Origin of the sequence: Rhodococcus sp. NPDC057014, assembly GCF_042673295.1 — a bacterium.
GTDB lineage: Bacteria > Actinomycetota > Actinomycetes > Mycobacteriales > Mycobacteriaceae > Rhodococcus_F.
Genome location: NZ_JBHUSF010000227.1, coordinates 1 through 14,898 on the forward strand (window position 1 = coordinate 1; position 14,898 = coordinate 14,898).

General features: G+C 67.8%; 16 protein-coding genes. 10 read left to right on the forward strand and 6 right to left on the reverse strand.

The genetic code is table 11. The features are described 5' to 3' along the window. Both ACFTZB_RS31945 and ACFTZB_RS31950 read left to right on the forward strand, forming a co-directional pair. Positions 1–888: beta-ketoacyl-ACP synthase II (locus ACFTZB_RS31945; protein ID WP_378437689.1), on the forward strand; the 888-nt coding region annotated here is incomplete at its 5' end. A gap of 64 nt (positions 889–952) precedes the next feature. Then, a complete protein-coding gene (locus tag ACFTZB_RS31950) occupies positions 953–1,300 on the forward strand; it encodes a helix-turn-helix domain-containing protein (RefSeq protein ID WP_206012811.1) in 348 nt (115 codons plus the stop codon). Positions 1,301–1,309: 9 nt separating this feature from the next. Here the strand turns inward: ACFTZB_RS31950 and ACFTZB_RS31955 are convergent, their stop codons facing one another. Further along, complete coding sequence (locus ACFTZB_RS31955; protein WP_378437692.1) at positions 1,310–1,894, reverse strand: ATP-dependent Clp protease proteolytic subunit; 585 nt, start codon at positions 1,892–1,894, stop codon at positions 1,310–1,312. A gap of 4 nt (positions 1,895–1,898) precedes the next feature. Next, the gene (locus tag ACFTZB_RS31960; RefSeq protein ID WP_005568279.1) at positions 1,899–2,507 is read right to left on the reverse strand and encodes a ClpP family protease; all 609 of its coding nucleotides are present in this window, start codon (positions 2,505–2,507) and stop codon (positions 1,899–1,901) included. Between the two features lie 208 nt (positions 2,508–2,715). Here ACFTZB_RS31960 and ACFTZB_RS31965 point away from each other — a divergent pair, with 208 nt between their 5' ends. Then, positions 2,716–3,402 (forward strand): low molecular weight phosphatase family protein, encoded by a 687-nt coding sequence (locus ACFTZB_RS31965; RefSeq protein WP_378437695.1) that lies wholly within the window; start codon positions 2,716–2,718, stop codon positions 3,400–3,402. Here ACFTZB_RS31965 and ACFTZB_RS31970 read toward each other — a convergent pair. From ACFTZB_RS31970 to ACFTZB_RS31980, 3 genes are read right to left on the reverse strand one after another with little or no spacing between them, the layout of a single operon-like run. Continuing rightward, positions 3,386–4,543, reverse strand: coding sequence for a sulfotransferase family protein (locus ACFTZB_RS31970; protein WP_378437697.1), 1,158 nt, complete (start codon positions 4,541–4,543; stop codon positions 3,386–3,388). The genes ACFTZB_RS31965 and ACFTZB_RS31970 overlap by 17 nt on opposite strands. A gap of 19 nt (positions 4,544–4,562) precedes the next feature. After that, on the reverse strand, positions 4,563–5,360 hold the full coding sequence (locus ACFTZB_RS31975; protein WP_378437699.1) for an SDR family oxidoreductase: 798 nt from the start codon (positions 5,358–5,360) through the stop codon (positions 4,563–4,565). Continuing rightward, a complete protein-coding gene (locus ACFTZB_RS31980; protein ID WP_378437702.1) occupies positions 5,357–6,523 on the reverse strand; it encodes a hypothetical protein in 1,167 nt (388 codons plus the stop codon). The genes ACFTZB_RS31975 and ACFTZB_RS31980 overlap by 4 nt, the downstream gene beginning before the upstream one ends. Positions 6,524–6,615: 92 nt before the next feature. Between ACFTZB_RS31980 and ACFTZB_RS31985 the strand changes: the two genes are divergently transcribed. From ACFTZB_RS31985 to ACFTZB_RS32010, 6 genes are all read left to right on the forward strand, one after another. Then, on the forward strand, positions 6,616–7,539 hold the full coding sequence (locus tag ACFTZB_RS31985; RefSeq protein ID WP_378437704.1) for a helix-turn-helix domain-containing protein: 924 nt from the start codon (positions 6,616–6,618) through the stop codon (positions 7,537–7,539). Between the two features lie 124 nt (positions 7,540–7,663). Continuing rightward, entirely contained in the window at positions 7,664–8,581 is a 918-nt protein-coding gene (gene cysD, locus ACFTZB_RS31990; protein WP_378437706.1) for a sulfate adenylyltransferase subunit CysD, read from the forward strand. Continuing rightward, positions 8,581–10,431, forward strand: a complete 1,851-nt coding sequence (cysC, locus tag ACFTZB_RS31995) for an adenylyl-sulfate kinase (RefSeq protein WP_378437708.1) — start codon at positions 8,581–8,583, stop codon at positions 10,429–10,431. The genes cysD and cysC overlap by 1 nt, the downstream gene beginning before the upstream one ends. Continuing rightward, positions 10,421–11,551 (forward strand): 3'(2'),5'-bisphosphate nucleotidase CysQ, encoded by a 1,131-nt coding sequence (locus ACFTZB_RS32000; protein WP_378437710.1) that lies wholly within the window; start codon positions 10,421–10,423, stop codon positions 11,549–11,551. The genes cysC and ACFTZB_RS32000 overlap by 11 nt, the downstream gene beginning before the upstream one ends. After that, positions 11,548–11,961 carry a nuclear transport factor 2 family protein gene (locus tag ACFTZB_RS32005; protein ID WP_378437712.1) on the forward strand — a complete coding sequence of 138 codons (414 nt, stop codon included), beginning with the start codon at positions 11,548–11,550 and terminating at the stop codon, positions 11,959–11,961. Before ACFTZB_RS32000 ends, ACFTZB_RS32005 begins: the two co-directional genes overlap by 4 nt. 79 nt (positions 11,962–12,040) lie before the next feature. Beyond that, positions 12,041–12,679, forward strand: a complete 639-nt coding sequence (locus ACFTZB_RS32010; protein WP_378437714.1) for a TetR/AcrR family transcriptional regulator — start codon at positions 12,041–12,043, stop codon at positions 12,677–12,679. A gap of 6 nt (positions 12,680–12,685) precedes the next feature. Here the strand turns inward: ACFTZB_RS32010 and ACFTZB_RS32015 are convergent, their stop codons facing one another. After that, a complete protein-coding gene (locus ACFTZB_RS32015; protein ID WP_378437716.1) occupies positions 12,686–13,312 on the reverse strand; it encodes a TetR/AcrR family transcriptional regulator in 627 nt (208 codons plus the stop codon). Between the two features lie 192 nt (positions 13,313–13,504). Here ACFTZB_RS32015 and ACFTZB_RS32020 point away from each other — a divergent pair, with 192 nt between their 5' ends. Beyond that, the gene (locus tag ACFTZB_RS32020) at positions 13,505–14,881 is read left to right on the forward strand and encodes an MFS transporter (RefSeq protein WP_378437718.1); all 1,377 of its coding nucleotides are present in this window, start codon (positions 13,505–13,507) and stop codon (positions 14,879–14,881) included. Positions 14,882–14,898: the final 17 nt, after the last annotated feature.

Below are 14,898 nucleotides of genomic sequence, written 5' to 3' on the forward strand. Positions count from 1 at the left end.
GCCCTGGTCGGGGCCGTCGATGCGATGCGCGCGAACGGGTACCGCAAGGTCTCGCCGATGTCCGTTCCCATGGTCATGCCGAACGGTCCCGCCGCCACCGTCGGGCTGGAGATCGGTGCGAAGGCGGGGGTGTTCGCGCCCGTGTCCGCGTGCTCGTCCGGATCGGAGGCGATCGCGCACGCCTGGCGGCTGATCGCCACCGGCGAGGCGGACGTGGTGGTGGCCGGCGGGGTCGAGGGGCAGATCGACGCGGTGCCCATCGCGAGTTTCGCGATGATGCGCGCGATGAGCACCCGCAACGACGAACCCGCACGGGCATCACGGCCGTTCGACCGCGACCGGGACGGTTTCGTGTTCGGTGAGGCCGGCGCGGTGCTCGTGCTCGAATCCGAGGAGCACGCCCGGTCTCGCGGCGCGGAGACCCACGGCCGGATCCTGGGGGCCGGAATCACCTCGGACGCTTACCATATCGTCGCCCCTGATCCGCAGGGCGCCGGAATTGCGCGCGCCATGCGGAAGGCGCTCGACACGGCGGGACTGATCGGCGCGGACGTCGATCACGTCAACGCCCACGCCACCTCGACGACTGTCGGCGACGCCTCCGAGGCCATCGCGATCGCCGCCGTCGCCGGACAGGCGTCGGTGTACGCACCGAAATCGGCACTCGGGCATTCCATCGGCGCGGTCGGAGCCCTCGAGGCGATCCTCACGGTCCTGACGGTGCGCGAACAGGTCGTCCCGCCGACACTCAACCTCGACAATCAGGACCCCGCGATCGACCTGGACGTCGTCGCCGGGTCACCCCGCCGTCAGCGCATCGACTACGCACTGAGCAATTCGATCGGTTTCGGCGGGCACAACGTCGCGCTCGCCGTCGGGCGGTACTGATCGGCTGTCCGCTGTCGGTGAACGCCGCGGCGTCCGGGTGCGTCGTCTGGAAGACTCCGGAGGTATGGAAGCTCAGCGCAGACTGACGCTGGTCACGGCCGCCCCCGAGCGTTCGCGGGAGGAGCCGCTGGTGCGTGAGCTCTACGGACGGGTGCTCCGCGAGGCGCGCCGGGACCAGGACCGGAGCCTCGAGGACGTCGCTGCCGCCGTCGGCATGTCGAAGCAGTACCTCTCCGAGATCGAGCGCGGGAAGAAGGAGCCGTCCTCCGAAATGCTGCGCGCCGTGTGCGGCGCCCTCGGTCTCCCGGTCGAGCACCTGCTGTTCCGGTCCGGGCGCCGGCTCGGTGCGGCGAACCGGAACTCGGCGACCGGGAACCCGAACCGGCAGGTGCCCACCCTGCTCGCCGCCTAGTCTTCGCAGTCACTCCGCGACGAGCGTGTCGGCCAGGCCGTAGTCGATGGCCTCCTGAGCCGTGAAGATGCGGTCCCGGTCCGTGTCCCGGCGCAGGCGTTCGACGCTCTGCCCGGTGTGTTTGCTCAGAATCGCCTCGGTCTGCGAACGCACCCGCATGATCTCGGCGGCCTGCAGCGCCAGGTCGGAGATCGTGCCGTTGCCCTGCGTCGACGGCTGGTGCAGCAGCACCCGGGAATGCGCCAGGACGTGGCGGTGGCCCGTGGTTCCCGCTGCCAGGAGAACCGCCGCGGCGGAGGCGGCCTGCCCCATACAGTAGGTGGCGATGGTCGGGCGCAGGAACTGCATCGTGTCGTAGATGGCGAGCATCGCGGTCGTGGAACCACCGGGAGAGTTGATGTACAGCCCGATCTCCAGATCGGAACTGTCCGCCTGCAGGTGCAGCAGCTGTGCCATCACGACATTGGCGACGCCGTCGTCGATCTCCGTGCCCAGGAAGACGATCCGCTCGTTCAGCAATCGGCTGAAGATGTCGAACGACCGCTCGCCTGCCGGGGTGCGTTCGATGACGTGGGGAATGGTGTATTGGGACATGGCTTCACAATCCAATTCTCGGGGCGGTGGTGTGCGGGGCGATCTCCGCGAACGAAGACACGACACGGTCGACGATCCCGTAGTCGCGGGCCTCGTCCGCGGTGAACCACCGATCCCGGTCGCTGTCCTCGGCGATCTGCTCGACCGGATGCCCCGTCTCCGCGGCCAGGATCTCCTGCGACTGTCGCTTCATCCGTTCGAGGCTCTCGGCCTGGATGGCGATGTCGACGGCGGTGCCTCCGATTCCTGCCGAGGGCTGGTGCATCATGATGCGGCTGTGCGCCAGGCTGATCCGCTTGCCGTGGGTTCCCGAGCACAGCAGCACCTGGCCCATGCTGGCGGCGAAACCCATGGCCACGGTCACCACGTCGTTGGGGACGAGTTTCATCGTGTCGTAGATGGCCAGACCGGCGAAGACGGAACCACCCGGCGAATTGATATACAGCACGATGTCGCGTTTGGGGTCGGCGGCGGCGAGCAGCACCAGTTCGGAGCAGGCGCGCTCGGCCATGGCGTCGTCCACCTCGCCGGTGAGGAGGATCGTGCGCTGGCGAAACAGTCTGTCCGCCAACAGGTCGCGGTAGTTCAGGTCGGGTAGTGCGGCAGTGGTCATGTCTCCAGTACTACCGCCGCACGGGCGCCGGGCCGCCCATTGTCTGCTGTGGGCAGACGACGGGGTGCCGGGCGTTAGTGAATCGAGGTGACCGTGAGGAGTCCGGCGGGTGAACGACCCACCACGCGCGGGTGAACTGTAAGAACAGACCGCTCGGACAGTGGAATCGGGCTCGCTTGTGGGCGGAGCCGCTGGTTAGGGTGCCCTCATGCACGTTCTGTTCGTCTGTAGCGGAAACGTCTGCCGCTCGCCGATCGCAGAGCGTCTGACGCGCGCGTACGCGCTGGCCCACGATCTGCCGCATCTCACCGCGGAGAGCGCCGGCGTCCGCGCCCTCGTGGGCTTTCCGATCGAACCCGTCGCCGCCCGCGTCATCGAGGGCCTCGGTGCGAGCGCCGACGGCTTCCGGGCGCGCCGTCTGCATCCCGAGATGATCAAACGCGCCGACCTCGTCCTGGCGATGACCGAGCAGATCCGTGACCGTTCGATGGAACTGCTCCTCGGGACGAGCCACTGCACGTTCACCCTGCGGGAGGCACGCAGGATCGCCGCCGCAACGGGGGCCCGCACCGTCGCCGAACTCGCGGTTGCCCGCCGGGACTACGGGACGGTCGAGGAGCCGAACATCAGCGACCCGGTGGGTCTGGCCGAGTCGGCGTTCACCGAGGTGGGCGACCGGATCGCCGCCGAGTTGATACCGCTGCTCGACGCGCTCGACCTGGGCAGCGGTACGACGTGGTCGCCGGAACCGGAAGCCGAACCGGATCCCCGACCCGAACCCGAACCCGAGCCGCCGCTTCCCCCGGTCGTCCACCTGCCGCTGTCGCCCAGGCCGCTGATCGCGGCGCGGGCGGCGTCGTCGATCCTCGACTATCCGGTCAGCTGGACGCGCTGAACTGGTAATCGGCGAATCTCTCGTCCACCTGCTCGGCCGTCAGCCCGAACTCCTCGAGCGTGTACTTGTGCGAGGGGCGGCGGTCGCCGCTGCGGCTCTCGGCGTGCATCGCCTCCATCGCCGCCCGGGCGGGCCCACCGAGATCGAGCCCGAAGTGCGTGTAGACCCCCTCGACGGTGCCGAGCGGATCGGCCACGAAATCCCGGTAGTCGACGTCGACGAACTGGGCGGGGTCGTGCCGGGCGCGGGCCGCGGTGAACTGTTCGAGCCCCCGGGCCCACAGTTCGAGCTGGCTCTCGCCGATGACGCTGCCCCGGAACTTTTCCGACCACCCTTCCGTCGCCTGTTCCGCGAGGCTGCACACCGACGGGACGATCGTGCGCGGCGGCCGGTGGGTCTGGACGATCAGCGCGTCCGGGTAGACCGCGAGCAGTTCGTCGAGCGCGAACAGGTGACTGGGGTTCTTGAGCACCCAGCGGCGGTCCCGGTCGGGCAGTCCGATCAGCTGCAGGTTCTTCTTGTGCCGCTGATAGGCGTTGGTCCAGTCCTGATGTTCGAGCCAGCGGGAATACGTCGGGAGCGACGCCAGGCACTCGTAGGAGATCGACTTGAACGTCTGCCGCAGCAGTTGCCAGCACTCCTCGACCTCGCTCGCCGACATGTAGTGGACGCCCATGAACTCGGGGCGTTCGATGTGGTGTCGGCTGAATCCCTCCTCGATCTTCTGGAACACCGGATTCGATTCCCACGTCTCACGCGGCGGCCGGGGTTGCGGCATCTCGGTCAGCCACATCTCCAGCCCTTGATGCGACGGGTCTGCGGTGAGCAACCGGTGCAGCGCGGTCGTCCCCGTGCGGGGGAGGCCGGTCACGAAGATGGGCCGCTCGATCCGCACGTCCGCGTGCTCGGGGTTCTGCTTCCACGCCGCCTCGCTCAGCAGCCGGGCCACCAGAGCGCCGCGGAGGAACACCCGGGACGCCTTGCTGCCGAGCGGTGTCAGTTGCTCGTCGGTGTGATACGAATCCAGCAGGACGCCGAGGGCTTCGGTGTAGTCGTCCCCACCGAAGTCGGTGAGACCGGTCAGCCGGGTGGCCGAGGCGTGCAGGTCCTCGACCGTGCCGACCGTGGTGCGCTCGCTCATGATGCTCCGGTCCTGTTCGCTAGTGGTGGAATTCGCCGCAGTTGACGTCGAGGCACTGGCCGGTCACGCCGCTCGCCAACGGGGAGGCCAGGAAGATCACGGCGTCGGCGACCTCCTCGGTCGTGGGGAGCCTCTTCAGATCGGTGTTCGCGGCGGTGTGCTCGTAGATCTGCTCGACGGTCGTCCCGTACTTCTCGGCCTGGTGCGTGAAATACTGCTTCAACGTGTCTCCCCAGATGTAGCCGGGAGCAACGGAGTTGACGCGGATGCCCTGTGGTCCCAGTTCCGTGGCGAGCGACTGCGACGTCGCGAGCAGGGCGGATTTGGCCATCTTGTAGCTGCCGTACCGTTCCTGGGAATGCCGCAGCACCATCGAGTTGATGTTCACCACCGCGCCGTTCGCCTCGGCGAGTGCGGGGGTGAACAGCTGGGTCAGCCGCAACGCCCCGAGCACGGTCAGCTCGAAACTGCTGCGGATGTGGTCGAACTCCGTGCGGGCCAGCGGTTTCATCGACGGAACCGAGAATGCGTTGTTGATCAGCACGTCGACCGTGCCGTACGCGTCGACGGCCGCGGACACCAGGTTCTCGGCCGAGGCCTGATCCGTGATGTCGGTCGGGACGGTCACCGCGCGCCGGCCGACGGCGATGATCTCCTTGGCCACTTCGTCGAGGCGCGACGCTGTCCGGGCGGCCAGCACCACGTCGGCGCCGGCGGCTGCGCAGCGGACGGCGAGGGTACGGCCCAGGGCCGGTCCGACGCCGGAGATGACGACGACCTTGTCCTGCAGCAGTTGTGGAGTAGTCATGGCGGTCATCCCAGCATCCGGTCGGCCACCGCGGCTTGGCGTGCGGCGATGCGCGCAGCGAAGTCCTCGGGGGAGATCTTGTTGGAGTCGTAGTACGGCAGTGTTCGGTGGATCTCGTCGAACTTCACGACCTCGACCCGCGGACCGTCGTCCGGGGTCAGTTCGCGGGAGACGCGCTGCCAGCGGAACTGCAGGTAGCCGCGGAGGTGCCCGACGGTGGCGATCCAGTTCGTGATGCCGGGATTGCGCTCGCACACGACGAGACGGATGTGGTCGTCGGGATCCACCTGCGACTGCGCGACGTTCAGCGACGTCTGGTGGTTGACGTAGTCGAGGGAGATGTACCACATGCTGCCGAGCTGAAAACCCTGGTAGGGCACGTCGGCTTTGGGGACGGTGATGACGACGGCTTCGTCCTCGGCGAGTTCGTAGTGCCCGACGGACGAGTACTGGGTGGCGAGACCGCCCGGAGTGAGCCGCGGCTCGGTCATCGTGTTCACCGGCAGGTTCAGGTAGAACCACTCCGGGAATTGCAGCCACGTCTTCACCCGCGCGACGAGGGCCTTGCCCGCACGCGCGTACCGCTTTTCGACGGTCTCGCGGGTGAGCGGACCCGGGGCGGTGCCGACCGTATCTGCCCTGGCGATGCGAATGGTGCCGCGCCGCTGACCCCACTCGCTGTACACCTCCCGGACCACCAGTTGCGACGAACCCGGCGCGAGGGTGAAGTAGTTGCGCCTGCCCGCGCTCTCATCCGGGCCGAACCGCACCTCGAACGATCCGTCGGGCGCGATGTCGATCTCGCGGTCGTCGAATGCGGTGACGCTGCCGGGAACGTGTGTGGCCGTGTAGTTTCCGCTCAGCACCTGGAAGCTGAGGTCCGCCGTGGTGCCGCGCAGGCCGGTGACCACGTATTCGACGTCGTCGTCGATCCGCGCGCCGAAGTAGAGGGTGTCCGGGTTGTCGAGGCCCATCTTCATGTACGGGCCGGTGCCCGAGATGAACGTCGGGTGCGACCGTTCGGTGGCCCAGGCCGCGTGTGTCGTGGCGAGGATGCCGCCTGCGAGGTACTGGTAGCCCTCCAGTAGGTCCTGTTCGGTGCGGATGTGGGGGGCGCTCTCGATCAGTTTCTCGGCCTCGGCCATGGCGTCGGCGAATGGGTCGGTCAGCACACCGTGCTCCTCACGAGGGGGTGGTACAAATATGTACCTGCGTGGTAGAACATTGATGAACCGACAATAGAACGTGTTCTAAGGAGTGGTCAATGGGGCGCGAGGACGAGATGCCCGACCGGGCGCACGGCCGGCGGTCGCCGCCGACCGAACGGGTGGTGCAGGTGCTCGACTTCCTGGTGGCCCGCAAGGAACACCGATTCGGGCTGTCCGAGTTGGCCCGGCAACTCGACATCAGCAAGCCGACGTGCCTGGGGATCCTCACCGAACTGGCCCGCGGCGGCTACCTCGTCCGTGATCCGGCGACGAAGACGTACGGCCTCGGACCCGCGCTCATCGCGGCGGGCCGCGCGGCCCAGCAGGGGTTCGCGGCCGGACCGGTGGCGCGCAGGCATCTCGTCGTGCTCAGTGACGAGTTCCGGACCACGTGCACGGCGTCGGCGGTGGTCGGCGACCGCATCGCCGTCCTCGAGCTGACCAGTCCGCCGGGGATGCGCGCGGCCGCCAAGGTGGGGGAGATGTACCCGTTCGCGCCGCCCGTCGGGTTGATGTACGTGCTGTGGGACGGCGACGACGCCTTGCAGTCGTGGCTGCGGCGTGAGCCCACACTGCCGGTTCGTCTCGACCGGGAACGGTTGCGCATCGTGGTGGAGGAGTGCTCGCGCACCGGGTATCTCGTGGAGACGCTCACCCCGGTCGGGCAGCGCCTGCACACGCTCATGGCCGGGGTCGCCGCGCACGACCTGCCGCCCGAGTTGCGCGACGTGCTCGGCGAGATGGTGTCCAGCCTGGGGGAGCGGGTGTACCTGGACGCCGAGCGCGCGGACCCCGCGTCGCCGCACCCCGTCAGCCTCATCGCGGCGCCGACGTACGACGCCGAGGGTCACCAGGCCATGGTCCTCACGCTCTACGTGGGTGCCGAACTCGCGCCGTCCGAGATCGCGCGGCGGGGCAAGGCCCTCGCCGCGGCCGCGGACGCGATCACGACGGAGGTGGGTGGCCGCCGGCCGCGGTGACGAGGGGCGGGCATTGACCGCAATCTGAAACACGTTCTATTCTCGGAGGTGCATTTATTTTCGACCGGGCTGGTCCAAATATGGAACAGTGACCGGTAAAGGCACTCGCGACGAGGAGTCGCCCATGACCGCACCGCCCGTGTACGAGTTGTCCCACCTCGGCGCGCTCGAAGCCGAAGCCGTGCACATCTTTCGAGAAGTGGCCGCCACATTCGAGCGACCGGTCCTGCTGTTCTCCGGCGGCAAGGACTCGGTGGTGATGCTCCACGTGGCCGCCAAGGCGTTCTGGCCCGCGCCTCTCCCGTTCGCCGTCATGCACGTCGATACCGGGCACAACTTCGACGAGGTCCTCGAGTTCCGCGACCGGACCGTCGACCGCCTCGGCCTGCGGATGGTGGTGTCCAGCGTGCAGGACGACATCGATGCCGGTCGCGTCAGCGAGGATTCGGGGCCGCGGGCCAGCCGCAACCGGCTCCAGACCACGGCGCTGTTGCGCGGCATCCGCGACCACGGGTTCGACGCCGTCTTCGGCGGCGCCCGGCGCGACGAGGAGAAGGCCCGCGCGAAGGAGCGGGTGTTCAGCTTCCGGGACGAGTTCGGGCAGTGGGATCCGCGGGCGCAGCGCCCGGAACTGTGGAGCCTGTACAACGGCAGGCACCGCACGGGGGAGCACATCCGGGTGTTCCCGCTGTCCAACTGGACCGAACTCGACATCTGGCAGTACATCGGCGAGGAGGGGATCGAGCTCCCGTCCCTGTACTACGCGCACCGCAGGGAGGTCGTGCCCCGCGACGGAATGCTGTTGGCGCACACCCGGTTCCTGACTCTGCTCCCCGGTGACGAACCGTACGAGGCCCTCGTCCGCTTCCGGACCGTCGGCGACGCCACATGCACCGGCTGCGTCGAATCGTCGGCAACCAGCCCCGCGGCCGTCGTCACCGAGGTCGCCGCGAGCAGGCTGACCGAGCGCGGGGCGACCCGGGCGGACGACCGGATCTCCGAGGCCGGCATGGAAGACCGCAAGAAGGAAGGGTACTTCTGATGCCGCAGTTACTCCGGGTCGCGACCGCGGGCAGCGTCGACGACGGCAAGTCCACCCTCATCGGCCGGCTGCTCTACGACTCCAAGGCGATCTTCGAGGATCAGCTCGAGGCGGTCGAGCGCACCAGCCGCGAACGGGGCGACGAACACGCGAACCTGGCTCTGCTCACCGACGGCCTGCGCGCCGAACGCGAGCAGGGCATCACCATCGACGTCGCGCACCGCTATTTCGCCACACCGCACCGCAAGTTCATCATCGCCGACACCCCGGGCCACGAGCAGTACACGCGGAACATGGTGACCGGCGCGTCGACCGCCGACCTGGCCCTGATCCTCGTCGACGCCCGTAAGGGGATCCTCGAGCAGACCCGTCGGCACGCCTTCATCGCCAGCCTTCTCGGAATTCCGCACCTCGTGCTGTGCGTCAACAAGATGGATCTCGTCGGGTGGTCCGAGGAACGGTTCGAGGAGATCAAGGAGGAATTCCGGCAGTTCGCGATCAAACTCGAGGTCCACGACCTCACGTTCATCCCGGTGTCGGCACTGCGCGGCGACAACATCGCGCAACGTACCGCCAACATGCCCTGGTACGAGGGGGCGTCGCTGCTGCACTACCTCGAGCAGGTGCACGTGGCGTCCGACCGCAACCTGATCGACGCGCGGTTCCCGGTGCAGTACGTGGTCCGGCCGCAGCGCCAGACCGATTCGGTGTTGCACGATTTCCGCGGCTACGCGGGGACGGTCGCCAGCGGGGTGTTCAAGCCGGGCGACGAGGTGGTGGCGCTGCCGTCGGGATTCACGTCCACCGTCAGTGCCATCTGGGGTCCCGGCGGAACCCGCCTCGACGAGGCGTTCGCCTCGTCGGCGGTGTGCGTGCAACTCGCAGATCAGTTGGACGTGAGCCGTGGAGACGTGTTGTGCCGTCCCAACAACCGCCCGCTCGTCGGGCAGGAACTCGACGCGATGGTCTGCTGGTTCAGTGAACAGTCGGCGCTGACACCGGATGCCCGGTACACGCTGCTGCACACCACCCGTGCCACCAGGGCGTCGATCGCGCGGCTCGACTACCGGCTGGACGTGAACACCCTGCACCGCGACGAGTCCGCGCAGTCGCTGTCGCTCAACGAGATCGGCCGTGTGCAGCTGAGAACCTCGCAGCCGCTGATGTTCGACCCGTACCGCCGCAACCACGTGACGGGCAGTTTCATCCTCGTCGACGAGTCGACCCACAACACGGTCGCCGCCGGCATGATCACCGGGCCGACGCTGTCGCGGTCGAAGGTGGTGTGGCACGCGGCGGCCGTGTCGCGGGAGGAACGGGCGACACGCGGTCGCACCGTCTGGCTGACCGGACTGTCGGCGTCGGGAAAGTCGACGGTCGCGGTGGAACTCGAGCGCCGCCTGGTCGCGTCCGGGGTGCCAGCCTACCGGCTCGACGGCGACAATCTGCGGCACGGCCTCAACGCCGACCTCGGGTTCAGCGCGCAGGACCGCGCCGAGAACGTGCGCCGCGTCGGCGCCGTCGCGCAACTGCTGGCCGACTCGGGGGTGGTCGCGATCGCGTCGCTGATCAGCCCGTACCGCGAGGACCGGGACCGGGTCCGGGAACAGCACCGGGCTGCCGGGCTCGACTTCGTCGAGGTGTTCGTCGACACGCCGGTGGACCAGTGCGAGGCGCGCGACCCCAAGGGCATGTACGCGAAGGCCCGCGCCGGGGAGATCACGGGATTCACCGGGGTCGACGACCCGTACGAGGCGCCCGAGAACGCCGAACTCGTGCTCCGGCCCGAGGACGGCACGCCGACCGAACAAGCCGCGAGAATTATGGAATTGTTGACACGTGATCACTGACGCACGACTCGCGGCCGACATCGCCTCCGGTGCCGGCGCCCTGCTGCTGGACATCCGCACCGCGGGACTGGGATCGGCCGACGGTCGTGAACTCGGCAGGCGCGGCGACATCGCCGCCGATGCGTTCATCCTCGGCAAACTCGCGGCGGAGCGACCCGAAGACGCGATCCTCTCCGAGGAGTCGGCCGACGACCGGTCCCGGCTGGAGCGGTCGCGGGTGTGGATCATCGACCCTCTCGACGGTTCCAAGGAGTACGGACTACCCGGGCACTCGGACTGGGCGGTGCACGTCGCGCTGTGGGAACGCGGTCGCGGCATCACGGCGGCCGCGGTCGCGCAACCGGCACTGGGCGCCGTGTACGCCAGCGACGACGACAGTCACGCGGTCCATGCCGAACAGCTGCCTGCCCGCCCGCGGATCGTCGTGTCCGCCAGCAGGCCGCCCGCGTTCGTCGACGCCGTCGCGACGGACATCGGTGCCGAGGTCTCCACCATGGGTTCGGCGGGCGCGAAGGCGATGGCGGTGCTCCGCGGAGACGTCGACGCGTACATCCACGCGGGCGGGCAGTGGGAATGGGATTCCGCGGCCCCTGTCGGCGTCGCCGTGGCCGCGGGCCTGCACTGCTCGCGGATCGACGGAACCCCGTTGGACTACAACGAATCCCACCCCTACCTACCGGACCTGCTGATCTGCCGGCCGGAACTCGCCGCGCCCCTGCTTGCGGCGATCGCGAAACATGCCACCGACACGGCCGACAGCGGACGCGTCGCGATGGCAAGGACATACATCGACGCACTGGTCAGTCACGACGCCACCAAGGTGCGTCTCGCGGACAACGCGTGGCGGGTGGAGAACGGGCAGCACACGGGCGAATCGGGGGCGTTCATCCGGGACGAGCTCGAGAACGGACTGCAGTACCAGGCCATCCAGGCCGTGCGCGAACTCTCCTTCCACGAATGGGGCGACAACGTGGTGGCCCGGTTCGTGCTCGACCTCGGGGCGACACCCACCGAGGTGACGTCGGTCCGGATCACGGAGCATTTCGACATCCCGGCCGGGGCGATCCAGTCCGTCATGGCCATCATCGAACCGGTCGCGATCGAGAGGGAGAACCGATGACACCGGACCAGCTGGTCACCCAATTCTGCGCCGAGTGGATCGAGCCCGATCCGGCGAAGATCGCCGAATATTTCGCGGAAGACGCTGTTTATCACAACATTCCGATGGAACCCGTCACCGGGCGTGACGCGATCCGCGAGTTCATCGCCGGCTTCATCGCAGCCTTCGGCGGCATCGACTTCCGGGTGCACCGGCAGGTCACCGACGGCGGCCAGAGCCCCAACGCCGAGGAGTCGAGCGGGGTGGTGATGAATGAGCGGATCGACGTGTTCACCCTCAACGGCATTGTCGTCGAACTGCCGGTCGTCGGCGTCTTCGAGATCACCGGCGGCAAGATCACCACGTGGCGCGACTACTTCGACATGGCGCCGATCCAGGCCGCGGCCGGTGGTGGTGACTCACCGCAGTGAATGTTGACGTCAGGTTCAAGTTGGCCCTACGCTGAGCCCTGGGGGTATGACGACGGTCGCACCCGGAGAGGCGAATGGCATGTCGCGCCCGCGAACCGCACCCACACCACCGGTCACCGCCCGGGGCGTCCGCACCCGTGATCGCCTCGTCGCCGCGGCCCGGGTGGTGTTCGAGCGCGAGGGATACCTCGACGCCCGCCTCGTCGACATCAGCAAAGAGGCCGGACTCTCGACCGGCTCCTTCTACACCTACTTCGCCGGCAAGGAGGAAGTGTTCGCGGCGGTCGTGGAGGTGACGCAGAACGACCTGCTGCATCCCGGGATGGGGCGGGTCGAGGACGAGGACGACGTGCACGCGGTCGTAGAGGCGAGCATCCGAGCATACCTGCACGCGTGCCGCCGGAATGCACGTCTGCTGGCCCTGCTCGAGCAGGTCGCGCACGTCGACCCCGCATTCCGTGACCTGGAGCGCTCGCGGGACGAGACGTTCTACCTGCGCAACGCGCGGGCGATCGCCGATCTGCAGGCTCGGGGTCTCGCCGACGCGTCGCTCGACCCGATGCTGACGTCGAAGGCGTTGTCCGCCATGGTCGGGAGAATGGCCTACGGTTATTTCGTCGGACCGCCGAGCGAGCGGCGAACACTCTCGTTCGACGAACTGAACGCCGGGCTCGCACGGATGTGGACGAACGCTCTGCGCGTCCCCGACCGGGGCTGAGGGCCGTCAGTAGCCGGGCGCGTGGAGGATGCGCAGAACGAGATCGGCGTTGATGTCACCCAGTTCCTCCGGCGTGAATTCGCCGTCGGGGCTGTACCAGCGGCAGATGTCCACCGCGAGGGACATGATCGCCAGAACGGCGACGCGGGGGTCGGGAATGAGGAACACACCCTGATCGAGCCCGTTCTGCACCTCGCGCATCGCGGCGACCCGGATCTGGAGCCGGGTCTCGGCCACCGTCTCGCGGTGTTCGGTACTGAGATGCCTGCTCTCGTACTGGGCGATGCGCGCCCGCCGAAAATTCCGGGCGTGCATGATGCTGAACTCGCGGACCAGTGCCCGGACGCGATCGACCGGGTCGGTGAACGGCGCGACCGCGCTGAGCACCAGCGCGAGGGCGCGTTCGTTCGACCGGCGGACCAGTTGGAAGAGCAGATCCTCCTTGGACGGAAAGTGCACGTACATCGCGGACGGGCTCATTCCGGCCGTGGTGGAGATGTCCCGCGTGCGCGTGGCTTCGAAACCCTTGTCGGAGAACAGCGTCGTCGCCGCGCGGAGCAGGCGCTCCTCGGATGTGAGCGGACCGGGGCCCGGCTCCTCGGTCGCGAACACGTCATCTCGCAGTTCGGTCATGGGTGGTCCTCTCCGCCGCATCGAGCTTCGTCCGCACCGGCGGGATTCGGCAAGATCAATCTCCTCGAGTGATTGACATCACACCTCTATTCAAACACACTAAGCAAGCGCTCACTGACTTGAAGTTGGCGTCATGTTCTGAAAAATCGCGATCCCACATCCACCCGTAGACCTATCTCGAGGAGTGATCGGATGACTTCATCCGCGGTGCAGCCGAGTAAGGACGCGGCCGGCGACACGGCCGTCTCACGCACGCGTGCACATCGGAAACTGCTTGCGGCGGGACTGGTCGGCAGCTCGATCGAGTGGTACGACTTCTTCCTGTACGGAACCGCTGCGGCACTGGTCTTTCCCCACGTCTTCTTCCCCGGCTCGTCGGCGTTGGTGGGCACCCTGCTCTCGTTCAGCACCTTCTGGGCAGGCTTCGTCGCCCGCCCGCTGGGCGGCCTGGTCGCCGGTCACTTCGGCGACAAGTACGGCCGCAAACCGGCGGTCGTGACCTGCCTGCTGTTCATGGGGCTGGCGACGTTCCTGATCGGCTGCCTGCCCGGCGCCGCGACCATCGGTGTCGCGGCCCCGATCCTGCTGGTGGTCCTGCGATTCGTCCAGGGCCTCGCGTGCGGCGGCCAGTGGGGTGGCATCGTGCTGCTGCTGACCGAATCGGCCAGTCCCAAGCGCCGGGGGTTCTCCGGCACCTTCGGGCAGATGGGTGTCTCGTTCGGTGTCCTGCTCGGCAACCTCGTGTTCCTCGGCGCCACCGCGGCGATCTCGAACGAGGCGTTCCTCAGCTGGGGCTGGCGGATCCCGTTCTTCGCCAGCGCACTGCTGTTCCCGGTCGTGCTCTACATCCAGACCAAGGTCGAGGACACCCCCGAGTTCCGGGACCTTCAGGAACAGGCGCAGAAGAAGAACGAGACCGTCGTCCGCGCACCGCTGACCCAGGCGATCAGGGAACACTGGCGCACGATCCTGCTCGGCTGCGGACTGCTCGCGGCCACCAACTCGCTGTTCTACATCTCCATCGCCGGGGTGCTCAGTTACGGCACCGCGGAACTGGGAATGAAGCGCAACGACCTGCTCGCGATCTCCCTGCTCAGCGCGGCGCTCACGGTCGGTGTGGTGCTGTGGTCCGGGCACATGTCCGACAAGATCGGGCGCAGGCCGATGATCCTGATCGGCGCGGCGATGATCATCGTGTGGGCGTTCCCGTACTTCTGGCTGATCAACACCCGGAACCTGGTGCTGTTCTTCATTGCCGTCACGGTCGGCAGCGTCTTCCAGTCCATGACGTACGGGCCGATCGCCGCGTACATGGGTGAGTTGTTCGCTCCCAACGTCCGGTATTCCGCCGCCTCGCTGGCGTATCAGCTGGCGGCGATCACGGTGAGCGGCGGCACCCCGTTCATCATGACCGCGCTGATCGCCAAGACCGGGACCACCACGTTCGTCGCCGTCTTCGTTGTGCTGATGGGGCTGGTGACGTTCCTCTGCGCGTGGAAGCTCCGCGAGACCAACACCGCCGAGGTCCGCAGCGATCCCGTCGCCGTACCCGGCGCCCAGTTCTACTAGACGGCCGCCCTTTTCGC

What these genes read in the sequence shown, in the direction of transcription:
- ACFTZB_RS31950 (WP_206012811.1), top strand. Translation starts at nt 953, where the DNA reads ATGGAAGCTCAGCGCAGACTGACGCTGGTCACGGCCGCCCCCGAGCGT.
- ACFTZB_RS31955 (WP_378437692.1), bottom strand. Translation starts at nt 1,894, where the DNA reads ATGTCCCAATACACCATTCCCCACGTCATCGAACGCACCCCGGCAGGC.
- ACFTZB_RS31960 (WP_005568279.1), bottom strand. Translation starts at nt 2,507, where the DNA reads ATGACCACTGCCGCACTACCCGACCTGAACTACCGCGACCTGTTGGCG.
- ACFTZB_RS31965 (WP_378437695.1), top strand. Translation starts at nt 2,716, where the DNA reads ATGCACGTTCTGTTCGTCTGTAGCGGAAACGTCTGCCGCTCGCCGATC.
- ACFTZB_RS31970 (WP_378437697.1), bottom strand. Translation starts at nt 4,543, where the DNA reads ATGAGCGAGCGCACCACGGTCGGCACGGTCGAGGACCTGCACGCCTCG.
- ACFTZB_RS31975 (WP_378437699.1), bottom strand. Translation starts at nt 5,360, where the DNA reads ATGACCGCCATGACTACTCCACAACTGCTGCAGGACAAGGTCGTCGTC.
- ACFTZB_RS31985 (WP_378437704.1), top strand. Translation starts at nt 6,616, where the DNA reads ATGGGGCGCGAGGACGAGATGCCCGACCGGGCGCACGGCCGGCGGTCG.
- cysD (WP_378437706.1), top strand. Translation starts at nt 7,664, where the DNA reads ATGACCGCACCGCCCGTGTACGAGTTGTCCCACCTCGGCGCGCTCGAA.
- cysC (WP_378437708.1), top strand. Translation starts at nt 8,581, where the DNA reads ATGCCGCAGTTACTCCGGGTCGCGACCGCGGGCAGCGTCGACGACGGC.
- ACFTZB_RS32005 (WP_378437712.1), top strand. Translation starts at nt 11,548, where the DNA reads ATGACACCGGACCAGCTGGTCACCCAATTCTGCGCCGAGTGGATCGAG.
- ACFTZB_RS32010 (WP_378437714.1), top strand. Translation starts at nt 12,041, where the DNA reads ATGTCGCGCCCGCGAACCGCACCCACACCACCGGTCACCGCCCGGGGC.
- ACFTZB_RS32015 (WP_378437716.1), bottom strand. Translation starts at nt 13,312, where the DNA reads ATGACCGAACTGCGAGATGACGTGTTCGCGACCGAGGAGCCGGGCCCC.
- ACFTZB_RS32020 (WP_378437718.1), top strand. Translation starts at nt 13,505, where the DNA reads ATGACTTCATCCGCGGTGCAGCCGAGTAAGGACGCGGCCGGCGACACG.